Origin of the sequence: Mesorhizobium sp. NZP2234 (assembly GCF_013170765.1) — a bacterium.
Classification (GTDB): Bacteria; Pseudomonadota; Alphaproteobacteria; order Rhizobiales; family Rhizobiaceae; genus Mesorhizobium; species Mesorhizobium loti_D.
The window spans coordinates 54,355-80,203 of record NZ_CP033364.1 but is presented as its reverse complement, the minus strand read 5'-3'; the positions used below and the strand labels follow the sequence as shown (position 1 = coordinate 80,203).

25 protein-coding genes and 1 other RNA gene are annotated in these 25,849 nt (G+C 62.6%); 14 read left to right on the top strand and 12 right to left on the bottom strand.

The window, feature by feature from the left end; genetic code table 11:
- Positions 1–4: 4 nt before the first annotated feature.
- Positions 5–1,012 (bottom strand): ligase-associated DNA damage response exonuclease, encoded by a 1,008-nt coding sequence (locus EB230_RS00375; RefSeq protein ID WP_056569806.1) that lies wholly within the window; start codon positions 1,010–1,012, stop codon positions 5–7.
- A 154-nt stretch (positions 1,013–1,166) separates the two neighbouring features.
- Here EB230_RS00375 and EB230_RS00370 point away from each other — a divergent pair, with 154 nt between their 5' ends.
- From EB230_RS00370 to EB230_RS00360, 3 genes are all read left to right on the top strand, one after another.
- Positions 1,167–2,081, top strand: a complete 915-nt coding sequence (locus EB230_RS00370; protein ID WP_172370996.1) for a class I SAM-dependent methyltransferase — start codon at positions 1,167–1,169, stop codon at positions 2,079–2,081.
- A 129-nt stretch (positions 2,082–2,210) separates the two neighbouring features.
- On the top strand, positions 2,211–2,573 hold the full coding sequence (locus EB230_RS00365; RefSeq protein WP_056569808.1) for a hypothetical protein: 363 nt from the start codon (positions 2,211–2,213) through the stop codon (positions 2,571–2,573).
- Between the two features lie 71 nt (positions 2,574–2,644).
- Positions 2,645–3,172 carry an AAA family ATPase gene (locus tag EB230_RS00360; protein WP_056570432.1) on the top strand — a complete coding sequence of 176 codons (528 nt, stop codon included), beginning with the start codon at positions 2,645–2,647 and terminating at the stop codon, positions 3,170–3,172.
- A gap of 110 nt (positions 3,173–3,282) precedes the next feature.
- Here EB230_RS00360 and EB230_RS00355 read toward each other — a convergent pair whose 3' ends face one another.
- The 7 genes from EB230_RS00355 to EB230_RS00325 all read right to left on the bottom strand — a co-directional run bounded on the left by EB230_RS00355 (position 3,283) and on the right by EB230_RS00325 (position 12,743).
- Complete coding sequence (locus EB230_RS00355; RefSeq protein ID WP_056569810.1) at positions 3,283–4,224, bottom strand: glyoxylate/hydroxypyruvate reductase A; 942 nt, start codon at positions 4,222–4,224, stop codon at positions 3,283–3,285.
- 23 nt (positions 4,225–4,247) lie between these two features.
- Positions 4,248–5,879, bottom strand: coding sequence for an ABC transporter ATP-binding protein (locus EB230_RS00350; protein ID WP_056569812.1), 1,632 nt, complete (start codon positions 5,877–5,879; stop codon positions 4,248–4,250).
- The gene (locus tag EB230_RS00345; RefSeq protein WP_044548852.1) at positions 5,876–7,021 is read right to left on the bottom strand and encodes an ABC transporter permease; all 1,146 of its coding nucleotides are present in this window, start codon (positions 7,019–7,021) and stop codon (positions 5,876–5,878) included. Before EB230_RS00345 ends, EB230_RS00350 begins: the two co-directional genes overlap by 4 nt.
- Complete coding sequence (locus EB230_RS00340; protein ID WP_056569814.1) at positions 7,021–8,115, bottom strand: microcin C ABC transporter permease YejB; 1,095 nt, start codon at positions 8,113–8,115, stop codon at positions 7,021–7,023. The genes EB230_RS00345 and EB230_RS00340 overlap by 1 nt, the downstream gene beginning before the upstream one ends.
- Before the next feature lie 30 nt (positions 8,116–8,145).
- Positions 8,146–10,014: an extracellular solute-binding protein gene (locus EB230_RS00335; protein WP_056570434.1), complete on the bottom strand. Its 1,869-nt coding sequence runs from the start codon at positions 10,012–10,014 to the stop codon at positions 8,146–8,148.
- A gap of 14 nt (positions 10,015–10,028) precedes the next feature.
- Positions 10,029–11,906 carry an extracellular solute-binding protein gene (locus EB230_RS00330; protein ID WP_056569816.1) on the bottom strand — a complete coding sequence of 626 codons (1,878 nt, stop codon included), beginning with the start codon at positions 11,904–11,906 and terminating at the stop codon, positions 10,029–10,031.
- Positions 11,907–12,074: 168 nt separating this feature from the next.
- A complete protein-coding gene (locus EB230_RS00325) occupies positions 12,075–12,743 on the bottom strand; it encodes a cytochrome c family protein (protein WP_056569818.1) in 669 nt (222 codons plus the stop codon).
- A gap of 193 nt (positions 12,744–12,936) precedes the next feature.
- Here EB230_RS00325 and EB230_RS00320 point away from each other — a divergent pair, with 193 nt between their 5' ends.
- Both EB230_RS00320 and EB230_RS00315 read left to right on the top strand, forming a co-directional pair.
- Positions 12,937–13,665: a 3-deoxy-manno-octulosonate cytidylyltransferase gene (locus tag EB230_RS00320; RefSeq protein WP_056569820.1), complete on the top strand. Its 729-nt coding sequence runs from the start codon at positions 12,937–12,939 to the stop codon at positions 13,663–13,665.
- Between the two features lie 14 nt (positions 13,666–13,679).
- Entirely contained in the window at positions 13,680–14,543 is an 864-nt protein-coding gene (locus EB230_RS00315) for a prephenate dehydratase (protein ID WP_056569822.1), read from the top strand.
- A 94-nt stretch (positions 14,544–14,637) separates the two neighbouring features.
- Here the strand turns inward: EB230_RS00315 and EB230_RS00310 are convergent, their stop codons facing one another.
- From EB230_RS00310 to EB230_RS00300, 3 genes are read right to left on the bottom strand one after another with little or no spacing between them, the layout of a single operon-like run.
- On the bottom strand, positions 14,638–14,943 hold the full coding sequence (locus EB230_RS00310; RefSeq protein ID WP_056569826.1) for a Dabb family protein: 306 nt from the start codon (positions 14,941–14,943) through the stop codon (positions 14,638–14,640).
- A 31-nt stretch (positions 14,944–14,974) separates the two neighbouring features.
- Entirely contained in the window at positions 14,975–15,919 is a 945-nt protein-coding gene (nudC, locus tag EB230_RS00305; RefSeq protein WP_056569828.1) for an NAD(+) diphosphatase, read from the bottom strand.
- Between the two features lie 52 nt (positions 15,920–15,971).
- Positions 15,972–16,391: an HIT family protein gene (locus EB230_RS00300; protein ID WP_056569830.1), complete on the bottom strand. Its 420-nt coding sequence runs from the start codon at positions 16,389–16,391 to the stop codon at positions 15,972–15,974.
- A 154-nt stretch (positions 16,392–16,545) separates the two neighbouring features.
- Between EB230_RS00300 and ffs the strand changes: the two genes are divergently transcribed.
- From ffs to EB230_RS00265, 7 genes are all read left to right on the top strand, one after another.
- An RNA gene (gene ffs, locus EB230_RS00295) (signal recognition particle sRNA small type) lies at positions 16,546–16,642 on the top strand.
- Positions 16,643–16,746: 104 nt separating this feature from the next.
- Entirely contained in the window at positions 16,747–18,582 is a 1,836-nt protein-coding gene (locus tag EB230_RS00290; protein ID WP_056569832.1) for a DNA polymerase III subunit gamma/tau, read from the top strand.
- A 41-nt stretch (positions 18,583–18,623) separates the two neighbouring features.
- Positions 18,624–18,947 carry a YbaB/EbfC family nucleoid-associated protein gene (locus EB230_RS00285; RefSeq protein ID WP_056569838.1) on the top strand — a complete coding sequence of 108 codons (324 nt, stop codon included), beginning with the start codon at positions 18,624–18,626 and terminating at the stop codon, positions 18,945–18,947.
- Between the two features lie 75 nt (positions 18,948–19,022).
- Positions 19,023–19,430, top strand: coding sequence for a hypothetical protein (locus EB230_RS00280; RefSeq protein WP_056569840.1), 408 nt, complete (start codon positions 19,023–19,025; stop codon positions 19,428–19,430).
- Between the two features lie 228 nt (positions 19,431–19,658).
- A complete protein-coding gene (locus EB230_RS00275) occupies positions 19,659–20,651 on the top strand; it encodes a cell wall hydrolase (RefSeq protein WP_056569844.1) in 993 nt (330 codons plus the stop codon).
- Between the two features lie 193 nt (positions 20,652–20,844).
- Positions 20,845–21,450: a recombination mediator RecR gene (gene recR / locus EB230_RS00270; RefSeq protein WP_056569846.1), complete on the top strand. Its 606-nt coding sequence runs from the start codon at positions 20,845–20,847 to the stop codon at positions 21,448–21,450.
- A gap of 25 nt (positions 21,451–21,475) precedes the next feature.
- The gene (locus EB230_RS00265) at positions 21,476–22,723 is read left to right on the top strand and encodes a lytic murein transglycosylase (protein ID WP_056570436.1); all 1,248 of its coding nucleotides are present in this window, start codon (positions 21,476–21,478) and stop codon (positions 22,721–22,723) included.
- Between the two features lie 147 nt (positions 22,724–22,870).
- Here EB230_RS00265 and EB230_RS00260 read toward each other — a convergent pair whose 3' ends face one another.
- On the bottom strand, positions 22,871–23,134 hold the full coding sequence (locus EB230_RS00260; RefSeq protein ID WP_171883264.1) for a hypothetical protein: 264 nt from the start codon (positions 23,132–23,134) through the stop codon (positions 22,871–22,873).
- Between EB230_RS00260 and EB230_RS00255 the strand changes: the two genes are divergently transcribed.
- A complete protein-coding gene (locus tag EB230_RS00255) occupies positions 23,079–24,722 on the top strand; it encodes an ABC transporter substrate-binding protein (protein ID WP_056569850.1) in 1,644 nt (547 codons plus the stop codon). The two genes, EB230_RS00260 and EB230_RS00255, sit on opposite strands and share 56 nt — an antisense overlap.
- Positions 24,723–24,740: 18 nt before the next feature.
- Entirely contained in the window at positions 24,741–25,802 is a 1,062-nt protein-coding gene (locus EB230_RS00250; protein WP_056569852.1) for an ABC transporter permease, read from the top strand.
- Positions 25,803–25,849: the final 47 nt, after the last annotated feature.

Here is a 25,849-nt window from a genome sequence, read left to right as displayed (position 1 = left end):
GCCATCAATCGCCTTCGTCCTCATAGCCCACAAGATGCAATGGTCGGGCGGCAATGCCTTCGAGTTCGCACCAGCGCACCAGTGCTTCCTCACGGCCATGCGTGACCCAGATTTCCTCGGCGCCGGTCTCCTTGATGGTGGCGGTGAGCTCGTCCCAGTCGGCATGGTCCGAGATGATCAGCGGCAGTTCGACACCGCCCTGCTTGGCGCGCTGGCGGATGCGCATCCAGCCGGACGCGAAGCAGGAGATCGGATCGGGGAAACGCCGCGCCCAGCGGTCGGCGAAGGCCGATGGCGGGCCAACCACGATGGCGCCGGCGAAATCCCCTTTGCCGCCTTCCACCGTCGCCGGCTCGAGTATCCCCAGGTCGATGCCTTGGCTTTGATAGTACTCGCTGAGCTTGGCCAGCGCGCCATGGATGTAGAGCGGCCTGTCGTATCCGGCGTCGCGCAACAGCCGCATCACCCGCTGCGCTTTGCCCAGCGCATAGGCGCCGACCAGATGCGAGCGTTCGGGAAACTGCGCCGCCGATTTCAGCAGGCGGGCGATCTCTTCCGTGTCGGGCGGGTGACGAAACACCGGCAGGCCGAAGGTCGCCTCGGTGATGAACACGTCGCAGCGGATTGGCTCGAACGGCACGCAGGTCGCATCCTTTCGCCGTTTGTAGTCGCCGGAGGCGACGATACGCATGCCCGGATGTTCGACCGATATCTGCGCCGAGCCCAGCACATGGCCGGCCGGATGGAAGCTGACGCTGACGCCGTTGAGGACGATCGTCTCGCCCAGCCGTGCCGGTTGCATCGTGCCGGCGAAGCCCTCGCCATAGCGCAGCCCCATGATGTCGAGCGTCTGCTGCGTTGCCAGCACCGAGCGGTGGCCGGAACGCGCATGGTCGGAATGACCGTGGGTGATCAGCGCGCGGTCCACCGGCCGCACCGGATCGATGAAGAAATCGCCCGGCGGGCAGTAAAGGCCTTCTGGCCGGGGATGAAGCAGGTCGCTGGCGCGCATGGTCTGCAAGATAGGATATAATTCCGCCGCGGGAAGCCTGTCATCGGAGACTGCTGACTCTCCTGGCAAAGAACGCTCAATTTGGTTCAGCTTCCGCATCCTTTGCATTACAGAGATGGCGGCCCGGCCGCCTCCGCCGGCGGAACCCGCTATCATGAAGCCGTTGCAGACCTTATCGGGCGATTTGAACGCTGATCGCCGTGCCGACTATGCCGAGATGCTCTTTGCCTCCGGCGATCACGTGGCGGCGGCCGAGCTCCTGCTCGGCGCATTGGAATTGGCGCCGCAATGGGCAATGGGCTGGTTTCGCCTTGGCGAGATGCAGGAGGCATCAGGCAGGCTCGACCTGGCGGCGCAGGCCTGGGTGATGGCGCTGAACCTGGATCCAGCCGATCGCCAAGGCGCGGCCCTCAAATTGCAGCTGATCGGCAAAGGCCCGGTTTCCAGCGCGCCGCCCAGCGCCTTTGTCGAAACGCTGTTCGACCATTACGCCGAGACATTCGAAGAGATGCTGGTCGGCAAGCTCGATTATCGGTTGCCCGAAGTCCTCGAGCAGATGGTTCGCAAGGCAAGGTCGGGACGCTTTCGTCTGGCGCTCGACTTGGGCTGCGGCACCGGGCTGATGGGCGAGAGGCTGAGGCCGATCGTTGACCGGCTGGAGGGGATCGACATCTCGGCCAGGATGCTCAAGAAGGCGCGGACGAAAGGCATCTACGACACGCTGACAAAGGCTGATCTGCATTGCTTCTCCCACTCGGGCGAAAACCCCGATCTGGTGACATCGGCCGACGTCCTGATCTATGTCGGCGCGCTCGAAGGCCTGATCGGGAGGGTCGCTGGTGTGCTCGCCGGCGGCGGCCTGTTCGCTTTCTCTGTCGAGAGCCTTGCAAGCGGCGACTTCGCGCTGCGGCCCTCGCGGCGCTACGCTCATTCCGACAGCTATGTCAGGCAGACACTCGAGGCCAACGGGCTTTCGATCCTGGCGCTGGAGCCAACGACCATCCGTCAGGATCGCCGCGAGCCCGTCAAAGGCTTGGCCGTCTTGGCCCTGAAGGCTCACGCCACTTGAAGTGTGCATGATCATTGCGGTGAATCCCGACACCGCTCCGCGCTGCTGCGAAAAAGTCCGATTTGCGTGCGCGACTGATATTTGCGATCTGGTTGCGTCAGGGGCGGGATATCAGGAGGAGCATATCGGATGCGCAGGAACATGACGGTCTTGGCCTCTTGCCTGGCAATGGCCGGCTGCGTCGGCAATTCGATGTCCGAGCGGCAGGACGCCAACATAGAATCCTCCCTGCAATACGACACCGTGCCGTGCGATCAGTTGCTGGCGCAGCGCAATGGGTTGGCACAGCAATACAATCTTGCGACGACCGTGAAGCCGACCTTCTCCAATCCCGCGATGGGTTTCGGTCCGTTCACGCCCGACATGCGCTCCAAGGCCCAGCGCGACAGCGACAAGGCGACTGGCGAGATCGACGCCATGAACCGGTCCATCGACCGCCGCGACTGCGGCAAGCCGGACAATCAGAAGAAGAAGTTCGCTCTGCCGGGCTGACGATACGAGACAGGCATTTGGGCGAGATTTATCGCCGGCAGCATGTTGCGCTGGCGCAGGGGTACTATCGGATGAAACTGTCTGACCTCGGAGATCGCATCTGCATTTTGGGGCCGTCCAACAGCGGCAAGTCGACCTTGGCCGACGCGATTGCCCGCAAACGTGGCCTGGAGCCCGTCCACCTCGATCTGCTTCATCATCTGCCCAACACCGACTGGGAACCGCGTCCCGAGAGCGAGTTCATTGTCTTGCATGACGCCGCGATCGCCGGCGAGCGCTGGGTGATGGACGGAAATTATTCGATCTGCATGCCGCAACGCTTACGCCGAGCGACGGGACTGATCCTGCTGGATGTCTCCACGCCGGCAAGTCTGCTGCGCTATTTCAGGCGAAGCTGGTTTGAGAAGAGCAGGCGCGGTGGCCTGCAAGGCGGGCGCGACAGCGTCAAATGGGACATGATCCACCATATTGCCGTGACTACGCCGAAAAACCGCCGGAGATACCAGGCGATGTTCGATCGGCTCGACCTGCCAAAGCTGCGGCTATCCTCCGTGAGAGCAATCAAGCAATGCTTCAGGCAGTGGGATCTGGCCAGATAAGAATCCTGGCTAGAGCACTTCACCGTTTCACGGAAACGGCGAATCACTCTAACTCCTTGTTTTGACGCAATTCCGGACGGAAAAACGCTCACACTTTTCCTGGAATTGCTCTAATACCCCGCTTTGCGATCTACCAGATTGTCGAGCTTCTCGCCGCGCTCGAAGGCATCCATCTGGCGCAGCATGATCGGCGCCAGGTGCATCGGATCGGAGGTCGCCGCGGCGTGCGGCGTCACGAACACCTTCGGATGGCTCCATAACGGACTGGTCTTGGGCAGCGGCTCGACCTCGAACACGTCGAGGCTCGCCTCCTTCAACGTGCCGTCGTCCAGCGCCCGCACGATGTCGGCGTCCTTTTGCAGGCGGCCGCGTCCCGCGTTGATCAGCACCGAGCCGCCAAGGCCGTTGCGCTTGCGCAGTTCCTTCAGCACGCCATAATTGATGATGCCCTGCGTGTCCGGCGTCAGCGGCAGGAGCACGACGAGTATGTCGGTTGCCTTTAGGAACGGGATCAGGCCGGCCTCGCCGGAATAGGTCGCGACCCCTTGCATCGGCCGGTCGTTGCGCGACCAGCCATTGACGGCGAAGCCGAGCGAAAGGAGCACCGAGGCCGCGGCGCGGCCGAGATTGCCGAGCCCCATAATGCCAACGGAAATGTCGCCGGCCGGCCGCTGCTGCGGCTCGTGCCAGATCTTCTTTGGCTGCTGCGACCGGTAGAGCAGGCCGTGGCGATGGTGATCGAGCACCCGCCAGACGACATATTCCGTCATGTACTGCGTGAGGTTGTCGGCGACGACCTTGACGATCGGCACATCGGGCAGGCCCGGATCGGCGAAAATATGGTCGACGCCGGCACCGATCGAGAAGATGGCGCGCAGATTGGGCAGCGACGACAAAAGGTTCGGCTTCTGCTTCCACACCACCGCATAGGTGATCGATGGATCCTTGGCACCGTCCGGCTCCAGAACCACCTCGCGCTCGGCCGACAGCAGCTCGCGCCAGCGCTGCGGGTGAAAGCCGGTGACGGCGAGCAGGATGCGGCCTTTTTCCATCGTTGTTCGTTTAGTCCCTCTAATCACTGACTGACGATGCCGACCGGCGCCGTCTCTATCTTGAAGGCCGCCGAAATCAGCGCCCGAGTATAGTCGGTTTGCGGATTTTCAAAAATCTGCTGGGAAGGGCCTGCTTCGACGATCCGGCCATTGCGCATGACGATGACATCGTTGGCAAGCGCCCGGATGACCTTGAGGTCGTGGCTGATGAAGAGATAGGCGAGGTCGTGCTTGGCCTGCAGATTGCGCAAGAGGTCGACGACCTGCGCCTGTACGCTCATGTCGAGCGCCGATGTCGGCTCGTCCAGCATGACGAAGCGCGGGTTGAGCACCATGGCGCGCGCGATGGCGACACGCTGTCGCTGTCCGCCGGAGAATTCGTGCGGATAGCGGTTGCGGGTCGCCGGATCGAGGCCGACCTCCTTCAGCACGTCGGCAACCTTGTCGTCGCGTTCATCGGGCGACAGCTTCGGCTCGTGGATCTTGAGCCCTTCCTCGATGATCTCGGCGATCGACATGCGCGGGCTGAGCGAACCGAACGGATCCTGGAAGACGATCTGCAATTCGCGCCTGAGCGGCCGCATGGCATTGAAGGTGAGCTGGTTGATGTCGCGCCCGTTGAACTGGATGGTCCCGGTCGATGAGATCATCCGCGCCAGCGCCAGGCCGAGCGTGGTCTTGCCCGAACCGGATTCGCCGACCACGCCCAGCGTCTGGCCGGCGCGCACGGTGACATCGATGCCGTCGACCGCCTTCACATGGTCGACCGTGCGGCGGAAGAAGCCTTGCTTGATCGGGAACCAGACCTTGATGTCCTTGCCGGTCATTACCGGCTTGGCGTCGGCGTTGGCCGCCGGTGGCTTGCCTTTCGGCTCGGCCGCCAGAAGGTGGCGCGTATAGGGGTGCTGCGGGTTGGCGAAGATCTCCTTGGTCGGACCGGTCTCGACGATCTTGCCCTTGGTCATCACACAGACCCGGTCGGCGATCTTGCGCACGATGCCCAGATCGTGGGTGATGAACAGCATCGACATGCCCTTGCGGCTTTTCAGGCCGGCGAGCAGTTCGAGGATCTGCGCCTGCACGGTGACGTCGAGCGCCGTCGTCGGCTCGTCGGCGATCAGCAGTTCCGGTTCGTTGGCCAGCGCCATGGCGATCATCACGCGCTGGCGCTGGCCGCCGGACAACTGGTGCGGATAGGCGTCGAGGCGCTTCTGCGGGTCGCGGATGCCGACCTCGTTGAGCAAAGCCAGCGTGCGTGCCTTGGCGGGGCGATCGGCCATGCCCTGATGCAGCTTCAGGATCTCGACGATCTGCTGCTCGATCGTGTGCAGCGGATTGAGCGAGGTCATCGGCTCCTGGAAGATCATGGTGATCTTGTTGCCTCGCACCTGGCGCAACTGCTTCTCGCTCATCGCCAGCAGGTCGGCGCCCTGGAACAGGATCTTTCCAGAGGGATGGCTGGCGCTGGGATAGGGCAGGAGCTTCAGCACGGACAGCGCCGAGACCGACTTGCCGGAGCCGGATTCCCCGACCAGCGCCACTGTCTCGCCCTTCGCGATGTCGAAGGAGATGTGGTCGACGGCGACAGACTGGCCGCCGCCCTGGCTGAAGGCGACGCTGAGGTCCTGTACGCTGAGCAGGGGAGCTTCGCTCATTTGAACGTCTTGCGCGGATCGAAGGCGTCGCGCGTTGCCTCGCCGACAAAGACGAGCAGCGACAGCATCAGCGAGATGACGACGAAGCCGGAAATGCCGAGCCACGGCGCATTGAGGTTGCGCTGCGCCTGCTTCAGCAACTCGCCCAGCGAGGCGGAGCCGGGCGGCAGGCCGAAGCCGAGATAGTCGAGCGAGGTCAGCGTCGAGATCGAGCCTGAGAGCAGGAAGGGCAGGAACGTCAATGTCGCCACCATGGCGTTGGGCAACAAATGCCGGAACATGATGGTGCGGTTGGGCACGCCGAGGGCGCGGGCGGCGTTGACATATTCGAAGTTGCGGGCGCGCAGGAACTCGGCCCGCACCACGCCGACCAGCGCCACCCAGGAGAACAACAGCATCAGGCCGAGCAGGATGAAGAAGCCCGGCGGCAGGATGGCGGCAACGATCAGCAAGAGATAGAGCACCGGGATCGCCGACCAGATTTCGATGAAGCGCTGGAACAGCAGGTCCGTCCAGCCGCCGAAATAGCCCTGCAAGGCACCGGCGCCGACGCCGATCAGCGCCGATCCGGCGGTCAGGATCAGCCCGAACAGCACCGAGATGCGGAAGCCGTAGATGACCCGCGCCAGGACGTCGCGCGCCTGGTCGTCCGTGCCGAGCCAGTTCCAGTTGCCGACGATGCAGGCCGGGTCGGCAGCCCCTTGCGGGTACTGGTTGCAGCGCTTCGCGGCGTCATACTGCCAGGACGGCCTGGCGGGCGCGGCCTCCGGAATGGCGTTGTTGACTGTCTGGTAGGAATAGCGGATCGGCGGCCAGATCATCCAGCCATTGGCGTTGATCTCGTCCTGGATCACCGGGTCGCGATAATCGGTGACGGCATAGAAGCCGCCGAACTTTTCCTCGGGGTAGGCCACCAGCACCGGAAACAGGATCTCGCCCTTGTAGGAAGCGATGATCGGCTTGTCGTTGGCGATGAATTCGGCAAACAGCGACAGCACGAACAGGACGAGGAAAATCCACAACGACCAGTAGCCGCGCCGGTTGGCCTTGAAATTCTGCAGGCGGCGCTTGTTGAGCGGCGACAGGAATGGCCGTGGCATCCGCTCCGGCACCACTCCGGCGGTCACGCTTGCCTCCGACATCAGATGTCTCTCCGCTCGAAATCGATGCGCGGATCGACCCAGGTGTACATGAGGTCGGACAACAATCCGACGAACAGGCCGAGAAGCGAGAAGATGTAGAGATTGGCGAACACCACGGGATAGTCGCGCTCGACCACCGACCGGAAGCCGAGCAGGCCCAGGCCATCGAGCGAGAAGATGTTCTCGATCAGCAGCGAACCGGTGAAGAAGGCCGAGATGAAGGCGCCGGGGAAGCCGGCGATGACGATCAGCATGGCGTTGCGGAAGACGTGGCCGTAGAGCACTTGCCGCTCCGACAGGCCCTTGGCGCGTGCCGTCACAACATACTGCTTGCGGATCTCCTCCAGGAACGAGTTCTTGGTCAGCAGCGTGGTGGTGGCGAAAGCCGACAGCACCAGCGCCGTCAGCGGCAAGGTCATGTGCCAGATATAGTCGGCGATCTTGGCCGGCCACGACAACTGGTCCCAGTTGTCCGAGACGATGCCGCGCAACGGGAACCAGTCCCAGAACGAGCCGCCGGCAAACAGCACCATCAGCATGATGCCGAACAGGAAGCCGGGAATGGCATAGCCGACGATGACGACGCCGCTGGTCCAGACGTCGAAAGGCGAGCCATCCTTCACCGCCTTGCGGATGCCGAGTGGTATGGAAATCAGATAGGACAGCAACGTGATCCAAAGCCCGATCGAGATCGACACCGGCATCTTTTCCAGGATCAGGTCGAGCACCGAGATGTCGCGGAAGTAGCTGTTGCCGAAATCGAACCGGGCATAGTTCCACAGCATCATGCCGAAGCGTTCTAGCGGCGGCTTGTCGAAGCCGAACTGCTTCTCCAGCTTCTTGATGAATTCCGGATCGAGTCCCTGCGCGCCGCGATATTTCGAGCTGACATCGCCGGCGGCGTCGAAGTTGGAGCCGCCCGCATCGCCGCCGCCACCGCCGAGGCGGTCGCTGCCGCCCTGATTGGTCAGCTTGGCGATGACCTGCTCGACCGGGCCGCCCGGCGCGAACTGGATGACCGCGAAGGAGATCGCCATGATGCCGAACAGGGTCGGGATCATCAAAAGGATGCGGCGCAGTATATAGGCGCCCATCAGGCTTCCTGCCCTCTGCGGACCGATATCTCAGCCTTTGCCAATTTTTGCCGCCTTGCCCTTATCGAACCACCACAGCGTCTCGACCGGAAAGCCGAAATCGGGCTTTTGCTCGGGAAAGCCGAACATGTCCCAATAGGCGCTTCGGTGATTCGCCAGGAACCAACTAGGAATCCAATCGCACCGCGCGCGCAAGACCCGGTCGAGCGCTCGCATCGCGACCGTCAGGCTTTCACGGTCTTTTGCCGCGCCCACCGTGGCGATCAGCGCATCGATCGCGGGGTCTGAGGTGCCCGGCAGGTTGCGCGACCCGGAGAGGTTGGCCGTCCTGGAATGGAAGAAGCCTTCGAGATCGTCGCGCGTCGGTGTCGCGCTGAACGAGAAAGCCGCTGACAGCAGATCGAAATCGAAGGTCGCCTGCCTGGCCTGGTATTGTGCCGAATCCACCAGCCGGATCGTGGCATCGATGCCGATCGCCTTCATGTTGGCGACCCAGGGCGAATAGACCTGTACGAAAGTGTCGTCGTCGACCATGAATTCGGCCGAAAGCCGGCCGCCCCTGCCGTTGACGACGAAATCGCCTGACCGTTTCCAGCCGGCTGCGGCCAGAAGCTTTGCCGCCTGGCCAAGCAGCTTGCGGTCGCGGCCGGAACCGTCGGATGCCGGCTGGGCCACGGCCTGGCCGAAGACCTCAGCCGGCACCTGGCTTCGCAGCGGCTCGAGCAGCGCCAGCTCTTGTGTCGGTGGCACACCTTCGGCGCGAAAATCCGATTTCTCGAAGCAGGATTGCGAGCGCTCGTAGGAGCCGTAGAAGAAGTTGCGCCGCGTCCATTCGAAATCGAAGCAGAGCGCGATCGCCTGGCGCACGCGAGCGTCGCGAAACTGTTCGCGCCGCTGGTTGACCGCCGTTCCCTGCATGGTCGGCCGCTTCTCGGCCGGGAATTCGTGCTTGACCACCTTGCCGGCGGTCAGCGCCGGGAAGTCGTAGGCGGTCGCCCAGACGCGCGAGGTGAATTCCTCGCGGTAGGTGATTTCGCCCTTCTTGAAGGCTTCGAAGCCGGCGGTGCGGTTCTGGTAGAATTCGATGCGGATACGATCGAAATTGTTCTGGCCGCGATTGACCGGCAGATCACGGCCCCAGTAGTCCGCGACCCGATCATATTCGATCCATGCGCCGGCCGAGAACCGGCCGACCTTGTAGGCACCGGAGCCGAGCGGCGGGTTCAACTGCGAAGAGTCGAACGGGTTGGCCGTATAGAAGGCCTTCGACAGGATGGGGAACTCCACGACGTTGAGCACGGTGCGGGCCGATTGCTTGCCGGAGAAGGTGAGCCGCAGCGTGCGGTCGTCGACAGCAACGGCGTCGACCATGTGCGTCAGCGACAACGACAAGTCGGGATGGCCCTTGTCCTTGTAAAGCTTGAAGGTGAAGGCGGCGTCCTGGGCGGTCAGCGGCGTGCCGTCGTGGAAGCGCGCCTCGGGGCGAAGCGAGAAGGTGAAGGAGTTGCGGTCTTCCGACAGTGTCACGCCGTCGGCGATCTGGCCGTAGACGGCGTCGGGCTCGTCGAGTGCGCGCACCATCAGCCCGTCGAAACACATCTCCATGCGCGGCGGCGCATCGCCCTTGTCGGCGAAGGAGTTCATCGTGTTGAAGGTTTGTGTGTCCTGGTTGTAGCCCCAGTTCGGCGGCGAGAAATTGAAAATTCCACCGGCAGGTGCGTCGACATTCACATAGTCGAAATGGGTGAAGTCCGGTCCATATTTGAGGTCGCCAAAGGCGGACAGGCCATGCAGCTTGGTGCCGGTCGCAATGTCGGCGAACGCTTTTCCCGGCAGTAAGGCGGCGGCAGCGGCGGCGCCACCCAAAGCCAGGAAATCGCGGCGGGGCACGGCCGTCATCGGTCGCTGCGCCATCAATTGCCGCCCTTGTACTTGGCCGCCAGCGCCTTTTCCTTGTCGACGTCGATCCACCAGGAATCGATATCGACACCGACATAGGCAGGCTGCTTGTCGGGAAATTTGAACTTGTCCCAATAGGCTAGCCAGACCGCCGACCGGTGATATTGCGGCACGACGTAGAAGTTCCACAGCAGCACCCGGTCGAGCGCATGGGTGGCGGCAACCAGATCATCGCGATCCGTGGCAAAGATGATGCGGTCGACCAGCGCATCGACGGTCGGATCCTTGATGCCCATCAGATTGCGCGAGCCAGGCGCGTCGGCGGCCTTCGAACTCCAGAAGTCGCGCTGCTCATTGCCGGGCGAATCCGACTGGCCGAACAGGCCCGTGACGACATCGAAATCGAAGTTGTTGACGCGGTTGATGTACTGCGTCTGGTCGATGATGCGCAGCGAGGCGTCGACGCCGATCTTGCGCAGATTGGCAATGTAGGGGCTGGCGATTACCTGGTCGGTGTCGTTCCAGCCGAGGATCTCGAATTTGAACGGCGTGCCTGTCTTGGCGTTGACCATCTTGCCGCCCTTTATGACCCATCCGGCCTTGGCGAAGAGATCGACAGCCTGCTTCAGGTACTTTCGCTCCGCTTGCGGCGAATCGTAGACGGGTAGCTTGAATTCCTGGGTGAAGAGTTCGGGCGGCAGCTTGTCACGGTATTTTTCCAGGATTTCCAGTTCTTTGCCCTGTGGCAACCCGCTGGATGCCAGTTCGGTGCCCTGGAAATAGCTCGATGTGCGGGTGTTGAAGCCGAAGAACAAGGTGCGGTTCATGCTCTCGAAATCGAACGGTATGGTCAGTGCCTCGCGGACCAGCCGGTCCTGGAACAGCGGCCTGCGCTGGTTGAGGACAAAGCCCTGCATCGGCTGTGGCGACTGGGTCTGGAAGTCCTTCTTGATGACGTCGCCGACCTGGATCGCCGGGAAATTATAGGCCGTCGCCCATTTGCGGGAGCTGTATTCGCGGTTGATGTCTTCCAGTCCGCCCTTGGTGAAGGCCAGCCAGGCGGCATTGTCGTCGAGGATGTAGGTATATCGGCGCGTGTCGAAATTCTCGCGGCCGATCTTCACCGGCAGCTTGGCCGCCCAATAGTCCGGCACGCGCTGCCAGACGATTTCGGAGCCCGGCTTGAAGCTGGCGATCTTGTATGCGGCCGAGCCCAGCGGCGGTTCCAGCGTTCCCTTGGTGATGTCGCGCTTCTTGCCACTGGCGTCGGTGCCTTCCCACCAATGCTTCGGTAGAACGACGAGGTCGCCGATAATCTTCGGCAGTTCACGATTGCCCTTCTGGTTGAAACGGAACTCGACCTCGCGATCGGAGATCGCCACCGCGTCGGTGACATTTTCGAAATACCGGTTGTATTGCGGGCTGTTGGCCTTCAGCACCTGGAACGACCAGATCACGTCGTCGACGGTGATCGGCTGGCCGTCATGCCACTTCGCGCGCGGGTCAAGCCGGTACGTGGCCGAGGAATAGTCGTCAGGATATTTATAGGCATCGGCGATCAGCGGGTGGCTGGTGCTGCCTTCGTCCGTCGCCTGCTCCATCAGCGTGTCGTAGAGCAGGCCGCCGCCAAACCCGACCAGGCCCGCCGCCGGCGATCCCTGGACGATATAGGGGTTGAAACTGTCATAGGTGCCAAGCAGCACCGAATTCAGCGTACCGCCTTTCGGCGCGTTCGGGTTGACGTAGTCGTAATGCTGGAAATTGTCGCCGTATTTGGATTGGCCGATCAGCGATGAGGTGGTCCGCCACTCGTCGGCCAGGGTCGTCTGCAACCCCGCCGCCAGCAGGGCCGCCGCCAGCAGCGACTTGAGAAGCGTTCGGCCAACCGTCATGCACTATCCTCTTCGCGATGCGTGCCAGATCATCCAGGACGCGATCCTAGATGATTTGGCGCTGGTGAAAACCGCAATGCGCCGGCTTTGTCGCCGCACCCTGGATTTTCCCAACAAAAAAGCCGGGCTGAACCCGGCTTTTTCAAGATCGTGGAGATTACAAATTGTTCACTGGGCGGGTGCCGGCGCTGGAGCGGCAGGCTTGGCCGGTGCGGCGCCTTCAGCCGGCTTCGCCGGGGCGGCTGCATCGGCCGGCTTGGCGGGCGCGCTGGCGTCCGCGGCGGCACCCGGTGCCGGCAGCGGCTTGGGATTGTCCGACAGCGTGCGCAGATAGGCGATGACGTTGGCGCGGTCCTCGTCCTTGGGCAGGCCGGCGAAGCCCATGGCGGTGCCCTTAACGAATTTCTTCGGCGAGGTGATGAAGTGGTTGATGTTGTCGTAGGTCCACTTCTCGGTGCCGCCCTTGGAGAATTCCTTCATGCCGGCCGAATAGGCGAAGCCTTCATGTTCGGCGACGGGGCGGTCGACAAGATCCCACAGGTCGGGGCCGACCTTGTTGGGGCCGCCCTTTTCGCCGGAATGGCAGGCCTGGCATTTCTTGAAGACGGCAGCGCCCGCCTCGACATTGGCGGTCTGCAGCAGGTCGGCGATCGGCTTGGCCGCGGCGGCCGGCGCGGCCGGGCCGCCTTCGGCGGGCTCAGCCGCCTCGATGGCGAAGCCGGGCTTTTCCGGGGCCGGCGAGGCAAACAGTGCGTCCGACACCAGGCCGACCGAGAAAACGACGAAAACGGTTCCGAGCAATCCGGCGAGCAGTTTATTGACTTCGTTGGAATCCATACGCCCCTTGCTCCCTTTTCCGGCGGACCGAACCGTCCACTCCGTCCGTCGGTATCGAGACCCGCCCTCCAGAGCCGGTCAAATCGGGCGGAAACTAGGTCTTTTGCTCGGGCGTTGCAACACCTATAAGGGCGCTGCCAGTGAGACCTTTTGCCACTTTTCCCCTCCTCTTTTCGAACGCCTTGCCATAGCGATGTCCACCTTGATCCTGATACCGGCCCGCATGGCCTCCACCCGCCTGCCGGGCAAACCTCTGGCCGACATCGCCGGCGTGCCGATGATCGTCCATGTCGCCCGCCGTGCCGCCGAAGCGGGCCTTGGCCGGGTGGTGGTGGCGACCGACACGCAAAGCGTGGCCGAAGCGGTGCGCGCGCATGGATTCGAGGCGGTGATGACGGGCATCGACCACGAATCCGGCTCCGACCGCATCCACGAGGCGCTGGTCGCGCTCGATCCTGGACATAAGGTCGAAACGATCGTCAATGTGCAGGGCGACCTGCCGACCATCGATCCCGGCATCATCGCCGCCTCGCTCAGGCCATTCGAGGACGGGGCGGTGGATATCGCCACACTCGGTGTCGAGATCGTCCGCGAGGAGGAAAAGACCAATTCCAATGTCGTCAAGATCGTGGGCTCGCCGCTGTCTGCCACGAGGCTGAGGGCGCTCTATTTCACCCGCGCCACGGCACCTTGGGGCGAGGGGCCGCTCTATCACCACATAGGCCTCTACGCCTATCGCCGCGCGGCACTCGAGCGCTTCGTCGCGCTGAAGCCGTCGCCGCTGGAACGCCGCGAGCGGCTGGAGCAGCTGCGGGCGCTGGAAGCCGGCATGCGCATCGATGCCGAGATCGTCCGGTCGCTGCCGCTAGGCGTCGACACGCCGGAAGACCTTGAGCGCGCCCGAATCATCCTTTCAAACTGAGAAATTCCTCCGCCATGCCTGAAAAAACCAACAGAATATCCTTCCAGGGCGAGCCGGGCGCCAATTCCGATACCGCCTGCCGCAACGTCTATCCCTCGATGGAGCCGTTGCCGTGCCCGACTTTCGAGGATGCCTTCAACGCGGTCGAGACCGGCAAGGCCGATCTCGCCATGATCCCGATCGAGAACACCATCGCCGGACGCGTCGCCGACATCCATCATCTCTTGCCGGAATCGAGGATGCACATCGTCGGCGAATATTTCCTGCCGATCCATTTCCAGTTGATGGTGCTGCCCGGCGTCAAGCGGGAAGAAATCAAGACCGTTCACAGCCACATTCATGCGCTTGGCCAGTGCCGCAAATACATCCGCAAGAACGGCTGGAAGGCCGTCGTGGCCGGCGATACGGCGGGCGCCGCCAAGATGATCTCCGAGGTCAAGGACCGCACGATGGCCGCCCTGTCGCCGGCGCTGGCGGCGACGCTCTATGGGCTCGACATCATCGAGGAGAACGTCGAGGACACCGATTCCAACGTCACCCGCTTCGTCGTCCTGACCAAGAGCAAGCAATGGGCCGAACGGCCGACTGCCGACACCAAGATGATGACGACCTTCATCTTCCGCGTCCGTAACGTGCCGGCCGCGCTCTACAAGGCGATGGGCGGCTTTGCCACCAACGGCATCAACATGACCAAGCTGGAGAGCTACCAGCTCGGCGCTTTCACGGCGACGCTTTTCTACGCCGACATCGAGGGCCATCCCGACGATCCGCTGGTCAAGCTGGCGCTGGACGAGCTTCGCTTCTTCTCCCGTGAAGTGCGCATCCTGGGCGTCTATCCGGCCAGCCAGTCGCGCGAGCAATGGAAGGTAGCGGATTAGAGCAATTCCAGGAAAAGCGCTTGGCGCTTTCCCTTGAGAATTGCGTCAAAACAAAGAGTTGGAGCGGGTCCCCGTTTCCGTGAAACGGTGAATTCTAGATCACCGCGCCCAGCGGCACATAGTCGATCTCGAGAAATTTCTCGACCTCCGGCACCCAGCGGTCGCGCACGAAGGCGACATGGTCGGGATGGTCGTTGTATCTGGTGTAGGCGGCCTGGTCGGCGAACTCCATCGAGAAGCCGAACTGATAGTCGTTCTTGGGGCTGATCTGCCGCAATTGCTCGAAATGCGTGACGCCCCGGATCGCGGTGAGGATTTTCTTGGCGTCGACGAGGAATCGCTTTTCCTCCAGCGAATGCGGCGGGTGCTTCAGCGTGAAGACGACGGTGTGGCGGATCATTTGTCTCTCCTGCAATGACTTTCAGTATCGGCTATTCGCTGTCGACCCAGGCGCGGATGAGGTGATGCGCGATCGCACCTTTCGGCGGCGTGACCAGATTATCGGCGTGCTCCCTGGCCAGCATCAGGCGCACCTCGTCGCGGCCAAACCAGCGGCAGTCCTCCAGCTCGTTGAGGTCGGCCTGGATGTCCTCATTGAGCGGCTCGCCGAAGCAGCCGATCATCAGTGAGTAGGGGAACGGCCAGGGCTGGCTGGCGTGGTAGACGACGCGGCCGAGCCGAATGCCGGCCTCCTCCAGCGTCTCGCGGCGCACCGCCGCCTCGATCGTCTCGCCCGGCTCGATGAAGCCGGCGAGCGCCGAATACATGCCCGGCGCGAAGTGCCGGCCTCGCCCAAGCAGGCATTTCTCCCGCGTTGCCGTCAGCATGATCGCCACCGGGTCGGTGCGTGGAAAATGCTCGGTGCCGCAATTCGGGCAATGGCGCTTGTAGCCGCCGGCCCGCATCTGCGATTGGGTGCCGCATTTGCTACAGAAACGGTGGCTGGCGTGCCAGGCGAGCAGGGCGGCCCCTTGTGCCATCGCGCCGGCGGCCGCTTCGTCGATCAGCCCTTGCATGTAGACCGACCGGTAGTCGATCGCCTTGACGGTCTCCGGCAACTGTTCGGCGTCAACGCCGGCCACCACCGCGAGCACCGGTCCTTGATCGGAAAAGCCGAGCAGGACACTTTGGTCGAGGGAAGGGTTGAAAGACTGGCTCTCGGAGGCGCCGAACCAGGGATCAAGACCGCTGCCATTCCCCAATTTCAGATAGAGCCGGCCGCCATTCATCAACAGCAGCCGCGTCGTTGGATCGGCCAGCGCCTTGTCGACCGAATCGTCGGCGCGACTCTCGGATTGCCGGTCGATGGTATTGCCGGCAAAGCCGACAAATTGGCTCGGCTCGCGCAGGGGCGCGTCAAACAGGCTGAAGCTCATGCGGACTCTGGTTCTTTGGGATGGACATGTTTTGGAATGAATACAGGGGAGCTTATAGCGCCGCCCTTATCGTTTCGGCAAACCGGCGCAGGTCGGAGCGCTCATAAGGTTCGCGCAGGCCGTGCCCCCACACCGGGCCGGGCCAGCCGGGATCGCCTTCGGACCGGGCGATGATATGGATATGCAACTGGCGCACGATGTTGCCGAGCGCGCCGGTGTTGATCTTGGTGCAACCGCTCACTTTCTTGAGCGCCTGCGCCACCATGTTGGTCTCGAAGGTCAGCATGGCCTGGTCGAGCGGCGTCATGTCGTGGATTTCCTCCGCGCCCGGCCGCTGCGGCACCAAAAGCAGCCATGGCCAGCGGCGATCGTTCATTACCCGCAATTCGCAGAGCCCAAGCCACATCAACTGCTCGCTGTCCGCTTCCAGCCGGGCATCCAGCATGAATCCGGCCTTCAGGCCCGGCAGCATCGGCGTTTCCCTTGCTTTTCTTGGTTTCCTTGAACTCACGACGCTAGAGCGGCGGCAAGAGGGCTGCAAGCGAATCATTGTTCCTCTAAGGGTTTGGTGCGCCAAATCGCATGCGCACTTGCATTTCATCGCGCAATTGCCGATATGGACGGTGGGAGGTTGGTGGTGGACGATCCACTCGCCAACCGGGTCAGGTCCGGAAGGAAGCAGCCCTAACGAGCCCGGAACGGGTCATTGTTCCAGCCTCCCACCTCATCGGCCCCCCTCGCGACATTGACGACGCATTGCAGCGCGGGCGAGACTATGCGCAGGAATCGGCGCCTTTGGGCGCGGCCTTTTGGAGCTTAACGGGCGAATGAGCGAAGCCGGAAATTCGGGGCCAAAAAGCCTGGAGCCAAAAAGCCCGGAAAACGCAAAGGCCGCCGCCTATCGCGTGCTGGCGCGCAAATACCGTCCGTCGAACTTTTCCGAACTGGTCGGCCAGGAGCCGATGGTGCGCACCCTCACCAACGCCTTTGCCACCGGCCGCATTGCCCAGGCCTGGATGCTGACCGGCGTGCGCGGCGTCGGCAAGACCACCACGGCGCGCATCCTGGCGCGGGCGCTGAACTACAAGACATCGACCGTGGACCAGCCTTCGGTCGACCTTGCCGTCCTCGGCGAGCATTGCCAGGCGATCATGGAAGGCCGCCATGTCGACGTCATCGAGATGGACGCCGCCTCGCACACCGGCATCGACGACATCAGGGACATCATCGAGCGTGTGCGCTATGCGCCGGTGTCGGCCCGCTACAAGGTCTACATCATCGACGAAGTGCACATGCTGTCGACGCAGGCCTTCAACGGCCTGCTGAAAACGCTGGAAGAGCCGCCGCCGCACGTCAAATTCATCTTCGCCACCACCGAAATCCGCAAGGTTCCGATCACCGTCCTGTCGCGCTGCCAGCGTTTTGACCTGAGGCGCATCGATGCCGGATCGCTGGTAGCGCATCTCTCTTCGATCGCCGCCAAGGAAGGCATTTCGGTCGACGACGACGCGCTGGCGATGATCGCGCGTGCCGCCGAAGGCTCGGCCCGCGATTCGCTCTCCATCCTCGACCAGGCGATCGCCCATGGCGCCGGCTCCGTCAGTGCCGAGGCCGTGCGGGGCATGCTGGGCCTGGCCGACCGCGCCCGCATCGTCGACCTGTTCGAACATGTGATGAAGGGCGACGTGGCGGCGGCGCTTGCCGAGTTCCGCGCTCAATACGACACCGGCGCCGATCCGGCCGCCGTACTGACCGATCTTGCCGAGTTCAACCACCTTGTCACCCGGCTGCGTTTCGTTCCGACCGCCATGGATGATGCTTCGCTGTCGCAGGACGAGCGCCAGCGCGGCGCCGATTTTGCCAGGACGTTGTCCGTCAAGGTGCTGTCGCGAACCTGGCAGATGCTGCTCAAGGGCATTCCCGAGGTGCAATCCTCGAACCGGCCGGTGAGCGCGGCCGAGATGGTGTTGATCCGGCTGGCGCATGCCGCCGACCTGCCGACGCTCGACGAGGCGCTGAGATCGCTCGAGGGCGCGGGACCGGTTCAAAATGGCGCATCTCGTCCAAACGGGGCGCCCGCTGGTGCTGGCAATGGCGGTGGTGCCAGCGCGGTCGCGCAAACGCGCATGCCATCCGGACAGGGCGGTGGCGCGCAGACCATGCGGTTGGTCGAGGCCACGCCCGCGCCGGTGGCTTTCGTCGCCCCTCCCCAACCGGCGCCGGAGACGCCGCCGGTACCCCTGAAATCGCTGGCCGACATCGTTGCCCTCGCCGACGCACAACGCGACATCGCCCTAAAGGTGCTGGTCAAGCGCTGCATCCGTCCCGTGCGCATCGAACCCGGTCGCATCGACGTCAGCCTGACCGAAGATGCGCCCAAGCTGCTGCTCAACGATCTGACAACGAAACTGCGCGCCTGGACCGGCCGCAACTGGCTTGTCTCGCTGTCCAAGGAAGAGGGCGGCCAGACGCTGGCTGAAATGGAATCGACGAAGCGCGAAAATGCCTTCCTCGATGCCAGGAGCGATCCGGCCGTGGCCGCCATACTGGCGCGTTTCCCGGGCGCCAAGATCATCGACGTGCGCATTCCCGATGCGCCGGAGGCAGACGAGACCGAGGCGGAAGTGCCGGTCGAGCCGCCGGCGGATGACGACGAGACCTGATAAACCAAGAACCTGACAAACCAAGAACCAAGGATTGGACCATGAAAGATCTTCTCGGCCTCATGGGCAAGGCGAAGGAAATGCAGGCCAAGTTTCAGGCCATGCAGGACGAGATCGCCACGGTCGAATCCGTCGGCCAGGCCGGCGGCGGCCTGGTCAGCGTCACGCTGAGCGGAAAGTTCGACATGAAGTCGCTGAAGATCGACCCGTCTCTGTTCAAGGAGGACGATGTCGAGATCCTTGAGGACCTGATTCTTGCCGCCCACAATGACGCCAAGGCCAAGGTCGAGCAGATCATGCAGGAAAAGACCAAGGCGCTGACATCAGGCCTGCCGATCCCGCCGGGAATGAAACTGCCGTTCTGATGCATGGCGCCCAAAACCGTGCAGCGGTTTTGGGGCAACGGCGTGCACGAAAGTTGAGCCAGCGGTGATGCGCCCATGACCGAAGAGCCGTCTGAAAGACTGATCGAGCAGCGTATCCGCAACAGGATCTACGAGATCCTGGAAATCCTCGCGGATTGCGATGCCGGCGTCGATATCGTCGGCATCAAGGGCTATTTCTATTTGTTCGAGGATTTCGTGCACCGCCCGTCGATCGAGGCCGGCACATCGGCGCTTTCGAAGGAGGAGCGTGCGATCGTGCTGGAAATCGCTGAATTCCTCGAGGCGGCTTCCGAGACGAATCCCGATTTCACCAAGGCCGAATTCATCGATAGCGACTGGCCGGGAAAGATCGCGCCGACGGCCAGGAACGCGCGGGCGTTGTTCCTCAGGCGCGGCCTGTTTTCCGAGAAAGTCGAGGAGCTTGAGCCTGGTCGGCCGGCCGCGATGGCGGCGGGGCGGTAGCGATTTCCGGAAAAGCGCGCCGCGGTTTTCCCTGGACAATTGCGGCGAAACGAAGGGATAGCGGTCATCGCTTTTGTGAAATGATGGCTCGATCTATCTGGAAAGCCTCGAAATTGTGCCTTTTCGGCAACAGTACGTTGTTAATAACGTTTTGGCCATCATTTTGCCCGAAAGTGTCTCATTCTTGCCGCAGCCTGGGGGCGGGCATCGAAGTGAGAGGGTAACCTGTTGATCGTCACGCGATGGAAGACGCCGCTGTTGCTCGGCGTCATTACGTCTCCCCTGTTTTTGGCTGCGTGCAGCCAGACAACCTCGCACGGCATGTCCGTCGCCGGCCTCACCGATGCCATCACGCCGAGTTTCCTGAGCTCGCGGCCTTACAGCCACACCCCGAAGGACAGGGAATGCCTGGAAAGGGCGATGTTCTTCGAATCCAACAGGTCGAGCCGCGACGGCATGATCGCTGTCGGCACCGTGGTGATGAACCGCCTGCGCTCCGGCCAGCATGGCAGCACCATCTGCGAAGTGGTGGGCGAGCCGGGCCAATTCGCGCCGGGCGTCATGACCAGGCCGATGAATTCGCGCGCAATGCCCGATGTCGAGGAAGCGGCCAACGCCGTGCTCAAGGGCGAGCGCAAGGCCAAGCTCAAGAACACCATGTATTTCCACACGGCGGGCCTGCGCTTCCCCTACAAGAACATGCATTACACCATGGTCGCCGGCGGCAATGCCTTCTATGAGAAGCGCGGCCGTAACTGGCAGCCGCTGCCCGATGAGCCGACCGTGGCGGTTGCCTCGGCTGGGTCCGAAATCGTGAAGCCGGCCGCACCGGTGACGATGGTTGCCTCGGCCGAGCCGGCGCCTCCGGCCAAAACGTCCCGCGTCGCTCCGGCGCAGCAAGTCTTTATGACCGCCTCTGTGGAACCGGCCCGTCAGCCCAAGGCCAAGGCCGCTCCAGTTCAAGAGACCTATGTGACCGCGGCCGCGGTGCCCACGGCGAAGTCGGCGCGTGTGACCGTGAAGCAGACGATGGTCGCGATGCAGGAGCCGATGGAAGAACCGGATGCCGCCCGGTTCGGCGGAACCTTGAACAAAAAGGTTATCAGTTCGGTTCAGGGTGAGCCGCAAGAGGCGGCGATGGGGTTCCAGTCGACGCCGGAGAACACCGACGCCATCGGCGCGATGATCGCCAGCCAGAGTCGACCGCTCGAGGTCAACTGATTCGCATCGCCACGGCTTCGCGTGGCGGCATGGCGGACCATACGCTGACACGGATGTTCCAAGGCGCTCGGAAAAATCCTGGAGCAGTTCACCGTTTCGTGGAAACGGCGAACTGCTCCAGCTTTTCGTTTTGACGCAATTCCGGACGGAAAACCGCTTCGCACTTTTCCTGGAATTGCTCTAGATCAGAGCGATGTCCAAGCGAATCGCCGGTCCCGAGATCGAACGTCTGATCCAGCTCCTGGCCAAGGTGCCGGGGCTTGGTCCCCGTTCGGCCCGGCGCGCGGCACTGCATCTGATCAAGAAGAAGGAGCAGCTTCTGTCGCCGCTCGCCGCCGCCATGGGCGAGGCTGCCGACAAGGTGCGTATCTGTTCCACCTGTGGCAATGTCGATACGTCGGATCCTTGCATGATCTGCACGGACCCGCGCCGCGATGCCGCCACCCTCATCGTCGTCGAGGACGTCTCCGATCTCTGGGCGCTCGAACGCGCGGCGGCGATGAACGTACGCTACCATGTGCTCGGCGGCACGCTGTCGCCGCTCGACGGCGTCGGCCCGGATCAGCTCAACATCCGCTCGCTGATCGACCGCGTCGCCGGCGGCGAGGTCAAGGAAATCATCCTCGCCGTCAACGCAACGGTCGAGGGCCAGACCACCGCGCACTACCTCACCGACCAATTGTCCGGCTTCGACATCAAGGTGACAAGGCTGGCGCATGGCGTGCCGGTTGGCGGTGAACTCGACTATCTCGATGAGGGCACGCTGGCCGCCGCGCTGCGCTCGCGGACGGCGTTTTGACGCAATTGGCGGGATGTTTGCCGAAATGACTGCATTCCTTCGTACGATCACCTTCGCCCTTGTCGCTACGCTTATCGGTGTCTTCCTCGCCACCTCGGTCTCGGCAGCCAGGATCGACGACCAGTACCGCGCGTGGCTGCAGAACGATCTCTGGCCCGAAGCCAAGGCCAAAGGCATTTCCAAGAAGACCTTCGATGCCGCCTTCGACGGCATAAAACCCAACCTGAAGCTGCCCGACCTTGTCATGCCCGGCGAGAAGCCGAAGACGCCGCAGAAGCAGCATCAGGCCGAGTTCGGCTCGCCCGGCGCCTATTTCGCCGAAAAGACGGTTCGCGCCGTGACGTCGGGTGGACGCACGCGCGAGGCGGCCAACGCCAGGACCCTTGCCGCGATCGAGAAGCGCTATGGCGTGCCCGGCGAGATCGTTCTGGCGATCTGGGGCCGCGAGACCGGTTTCGGCGCGGCGAAGATGCCCTACGACGCATTCGAGGTGCTGGGCACCAAGGCATTCATGTCGACGAAGAAGGACTTCTTCCGCACCGAGCTTTTGGCCGCACTGGAAATCGTCGAACGTGGGCTGGCCCCTGTCGGCGCGATGAAATCCTCCTGGGCCGGCGCGCTCGGCCAGCCGCAATTCATGCCGACCTCCTTTCTCAAGCATGCCGTGGATTTCGATGGCGACGGACGCGTCGATATTTGGAACTCGACGCCCGACGTGCTTGCCTCGATCGCCAACTATCTCGTCCATTATGGCTGGGTGAGGGGACGGGGCTGGGGGTTCGAGGTGACCGTGCCCGAGAGCGTCTCCTGCTCGCTGGAAGGTCCCGATCAGGGCAAGAAGATCTCCGACTGGGCCGGCATGGGCATCAAGCGCGTCGGCGGCAAGCTGTTTCCGGCGAGCGAGCTGAAGGCGGAGGGCTTCCTGCTGATGCCGGCCGGCCGCAGCGGACCGGCTTTCATCGCCACCCCCAATTTCTACGTGCTGAAGGAATACAACACCAGCGACCTCTACGCACTGTTCATCGGCCATGGCGCCGACCGCATCGCGCATGGCGATCAGGATTTTTCCGGCAGCTGGGGGCCTGTCGGCGATCTGCATCGTTCCGATATTGCCGCCCTGCAACGGGCGCTGGAAGCCAAGGGCTATGATGTCGGCAGCGCCGATGGCCTGCCCGGCTTCAAGACCCGCCGCTCGATCGGCAAGTGGCAGGCCAAGAACGGCCAGGCCGCGACCTGTTTTCCCGACGCCGGCCTGGTCGCCGCGCTGAAATAGCGCCGAAATCAAAGCAATTCCAGGAAAAGTGTGAACGGTTTTCCGTCAGGAATTGCGTCAAAACAAAGAGATAGAGAGGTTCGCCGTTTCCACGAAACGGTGAGCCTCTAGCAGATTATTCTCGATCGGCTGCCTCGATTGGCCGAACTACGCGTCGACGCGCGACCCGCCATCCTGCTTCAATGAGCCGTCGTATAAATGCTCGTTGCCGGCCACGGAGCCGCCGGATATGGTGTTGACCAAATGGACAAAAACCACGACGGTAAGTGGACAAGGGGCCGTCATACGCCCTGAAAAGAAGACCTCAATCCTGAGCCGGGAACTCAGGTCAACAACAAAAAAGGGAACAGTCACCATGATGATGGAAAAGCTTGCTCTACGATCCCGCATCCTGCTCGCGGGCGCGGCCATGTCGGCACTGCTTCTGGCCGGAGCGCCGGCCGGCGCGGTCACACCCGCCGACACGCTGGTCGAAGGTTTTGCGATCGACGACATCATCTCCATGGATCCGGGCGAGGCGTTCGAACTGTCGACCGCCGAAGTCACCGGCAATACCTATGACCTGCTGGTCCGCCTCGACCTCAGCGACACCTCCAAGGTCAAGGGCGATCTCGCTGAAAGCTGGACCGTATCCGACGACGGCCTGACGTATACTTTCAAGCTCAAGCCCGGCCTCAAATTCGCCTCCGGCAATCCGATCACCGCTGCCGATGTCGCCTATTCGTTCGAGCGCGCCGTCAAGCTCGACAAGAGCCCGGCCTTCATCATCGATCAGTTCGGCATCAGCGGCGACAATGTCACCGAAAAGGCCAAGGCCGTCGACGACACCACCTTCCAGTTCGTCGTCGACAAGGCCTATGCACCGAGCTTCGTGCTGAACTGTCTCTCGGCAACCGTCGCTTCGGTTGTCGATGCAAAGCTGGTCAAGGAACATGTCGCGGCGGTGACGCCGAGCGCGGACTACAAATGGGACAATGATTTCGGCAATGCCTGGCTGAAGACCGGCTATGCCGGCTCCGGCGTCTTCAAGCTGCGCGAATGGCGCGCCAACGAGGCTGTCGTGCTGGAGCGCAATGACAACTACTACGGCGAGAAAGCCAAGCTTGCCCGTGTCATCTATCGCAACATGAAGGAAAGCTCGGCACAGCGCCTGGCGCTGGAAGCCGGCGACATCGACGTCGCCCGTAACCTCGAGCCGAACGATCTCGACGCCATCGCCAAGAACGCCGACCTCACCTCGACCAGCGCGCCGAAGGGCACGGTCTACTACATCAGCCTGAACCAGAAGAACCCGAACCTCGCCAAACCCGAAGTGCGCCAGGCCTTCAAATATCTGGTCGATTATGACGCGCTGAGCTCGACCATCCTCAAGGGGATCGGCGAGATCCACCAGACCTTCCTGCCCAAGGGCGTGCTTGGCGAACTGGACGAGAACCCGTTCAAGCTCGACGTCGCCAAGGCCAAGGAATTGCTGGCCAAGGCCGGCCTGCCCGACGGCTTCAGCGTAACCATGGACGTGCGCACCGGCCAGCCGACGACCGGCATGGCGGAATCGATCCAGCAGACGCTCGGACAAGCCGGCATCAAGCTTGAGATCATCCCGGGTGACGGCAAGCAGACGCTGACCAAGTATCGTGCTCGTAATCACGACATCTATATCGGCCAATGGGGCCAGGACTATTTCGATCCGAACTCCAACGCCCAGACCTTTGCCTCGAACCCGGACAATTCGGACGAAGGCAAGACCAAGACGCTTGCCTGGCGCAATGCCTGGGATATTCCGGACCTGACCAAGCAGACGGAAGCGGCGCTGCTGGAAAAGGATTCGGGCAAGCGCGCCGACATGTACAAGGACCTCGAGAAGAAGATCCTCGACACCAGCCCCTTCGTGGTCATCCATCAGCAGCTGGAAGTCGCCGGCCTGCGCAAGAACCTCAAGGGCTTCGCGCTCGGCCCGAGCTTCGACACCAATTTCGTCGGGCCGGTCTCGAAGGAATAGTGCCCGCGGACGCGCCGCATGAGTGCGGTTGAAAACGAAGGCGGGCGCGGTGGCGCCCGCGCCGTTGCCCTTGCATCATCGCTCGGCCGTTTCCTGGTCATCGCGGTGACGACCTATCTTGGTCTTCTCGCGGTGACCTTCTTCATTGGCCGTGTCATCCCGATCGATCCGGTGTTGGCGGTGCTCGGCGACCGGGCGCCGGCCAATGTCGTCGAGCGCACGCGTCGCGAGATGGGCCTCGACCTGCCGCTGATCGAGCAGTTCTACATCTACGTGAAAGGCGCGCTGAACGGCGATTTCGGCACTTCGGTGCTGACCACCAACCCGGTCATGACCGACATCCGCCGCGCGCTTCCGGCAACCACGGAACTGGCGACGCTCGGGACACTGATCGGTGCGCTGTTCGGCGTGCCGCTTGGTGTACTGGCCGCGGTCAAGCGCGGCAGCATCATCGATCAGATCGTGCGCGTCATTGGGCTGATCGGCTATTCCGTGCCGATCTTCTGGCTCGGCCTGCTGGGCCTGGTGCTGTTCTACGCCAAGCTGCAATGGGTGGCCTTTCCGGCACGGCTCGACGTCGTCTACGAATACACCTTCACCCCGATCACCGGTTTCTACCTCCTCGATTCTGCGATGCAGGGTCAGTGGGATGTCTTCCGGGACGCCTTCCGGCACATCATCCTGCCGGCCTCGCTGCTCGGCTATTTCTCGCTCGCCTATATCAGCCGCATGACGCGCTCGTTCATGCTCAACGAACTCGCCCAGGAATATATCGTCGCGGCGCGCGCAAAGGGTCTGTCGGAAACCCGCATCATCTGGGGCCACGCGCTACGCAACGCCGCCGTGCCGATGGTCACGGTGATCGCGCTCTCCTATGCCGGCCTGCTCGAAGGCTCGGTGCTGACGGAAACCGTCTTTTCCTGGCCGGGCATCGGCCTCTACATCACCAATTCGCTGCAGAACGCCGACATGAACGCCGTGCTCGGCGGCACCATCGTCATCGGCTCGGTCTTCATCGGCATCAATCTTCTGTCCGACCTCCTTTACCGCCTGCTCGATCCGAGGACGAAATCCGCATGAGCAGAGGTATCTCACTTTCGGGTTCGGCTGCGGCCAATCACCCCCAC

Coding starts and splice junctions, on each gene's coding strand:
- EB230_RS00375 (WP_056569806.1), bottom strand. CDS start 1,012: ATGCGCGCCAGCGACCTGCTTCATCCCCGGCCAGAAGGCCTTTACTGC.
- EB230_RS00370 (WP_172370996.1), top strand. CDS start 1,167: ATGAAGCCGTTGCAGACCTTATCGGGCGATTTGAACGCTGATCGCCGT.
- EB230_RS00365 (WP_056569808.1), top strand. CDS start 2,211: ATGCGCAGGAACATGACGGTCTTGGCCTCTTGCCTGGCAATGGCCGGC.
- EB230_RS00360 (WP_056570432.1), top strand. CDS start 2,645: ATGAAACTGTCTGACCTCGGAGATCGCATCTGCATTTTGGGGCCGTCC.
- EB230_RS00355 (WP_056569810.1), bottom strand. CDS start 4,224: ATGGAAAAAGGCCGCATCCTGCTCGCCGTCACCGGCTTTCACCCGCAG.
- EB230_RS00350 (WP_056569812.1), bottom strand. CDS start 5,879: ATGAGCGAAGCTCCCCTGCTCAGCGTACAGGACCTCAGCGTCGCCTTC.
- EB230_RS00345 (WP_044548852.1), bottom strand. CDS start 7,021: ATGTCGGAGGCAAGCGTGACCGCCGGAGTGGTGCCGGAGCGGATGCCA.
- EB230_RS00340 (WP_056569814.1), bottom strand. CDS start 8,115: ATGGGCGCCTATATACTGCGCCGCATCCTTTTGATGATCCCGACCCTG.
- EB230_RS00335 (WP_056570434.1), bottom strand. CDS start 10,014: ATGACGGCCGTGCCCCGCCGCGATTTCCTGGCTTTGGGTGGCGCCGCC.
- EB230_RS00330 (WP_056569816.1), bottom strand. CDS start 11,906: ATGACGGTTGGCCGAACGCTTCTCAAGTCGCTGCTGGCGGCGGCCCTG.
- EB230_RS00325 (WP_056569818.1), bottom strand. CDS start 12,743: ATGGATTCCAACGAAGTCAATAAACTGCTCGCCGGATTGCTCGGAACC.
- EB230_RS00320 (WP_056569820.1), top strand. CDS start 12,937: ATGTCCACCTTGATCCTGATACCGGCCCGCATGGCCTCCACCCGCCTG.
- EB230_RS00315 (WP_056569822.1), top strand. CDS start 13,680: ATGCCTGAAAAAACCAACAGAATATCCTTCCAGGGCGAGCCGGGCGCC.
- EB230_RS00310 (WP_056569826.1), bottom strand. CDS start 14,943: ATGATCCGCCACACCGTCGTCTTCACGCTGAAGCACCCGCCGCATTCG.
- nudC (WP_056569828.1), bottom strand. CDS start 15,919: ATGAGCTTCAGCCTGTTTGACGCGCCCCTGCGCGAGCCGAGCCAATTT.
- EB230_RS00300 (WP_056569830.1), bottom strand. CDS start 16,391: ATGCTGCCGGGCCTGAAGGCCGGATTCATGCTGGATGCCCGGCTGGAA.
- EB230_RS00290 (WP_056569832.1), top strand. CDS start 16,747: ATGAGCGAAGCCGGAAATTCGGGGCCAAAAAGCCTGGAGCCAAAAAGC.
- EB230_RS00285 (WP_056569838.1), top strand. CDS start 18,624: ATGAAAGATCTTCTCGGCCTCATGGGCAAGGCGAAGGAAATGCAGGCC.
- EB230_RS00280 (WP_056569840.1), top strand. CDS start 19,023: ATGACCGAAGAGCCGTCTGAAAGACTGATCGAGCAGCGTATCCGCAAC.
- recR (WP_056569846.1), top strand. CDS start 20,845: ATGTCCAAGCGAATCGCCGGTCCCGAGATCGAACGTCTGATCCAGCTC.
- EB230_RS00265 (WP_056570436.1), top strand. CDS start 21,476: ATGACTGCATTCCTTCGTACGATCACCTTCGCCCTTGTCGCTACGCTT.
- EB230_RS00255 (WP_056569850.1), top strand. CDS start 23,079: ATGATGATGGAAAAGCTTGCTCTACGATCCCGCATCCTGCTCGCGGGC.
- EB230_RS00260 (WP_171883264.1), bottom strand. CDS start 23,134: ATGGCCGCGCCCGCGAGCAGGATGCGGGATCGTAGAGCAAGCTTTTCC.
- EB230_RS00250 (WP_056569852.1), top strand. CDS start 24,741: ATGAGTGCGGTTGAAAACGAAGGCGGGCGCGGTGGCGCCCGCGCCGTT.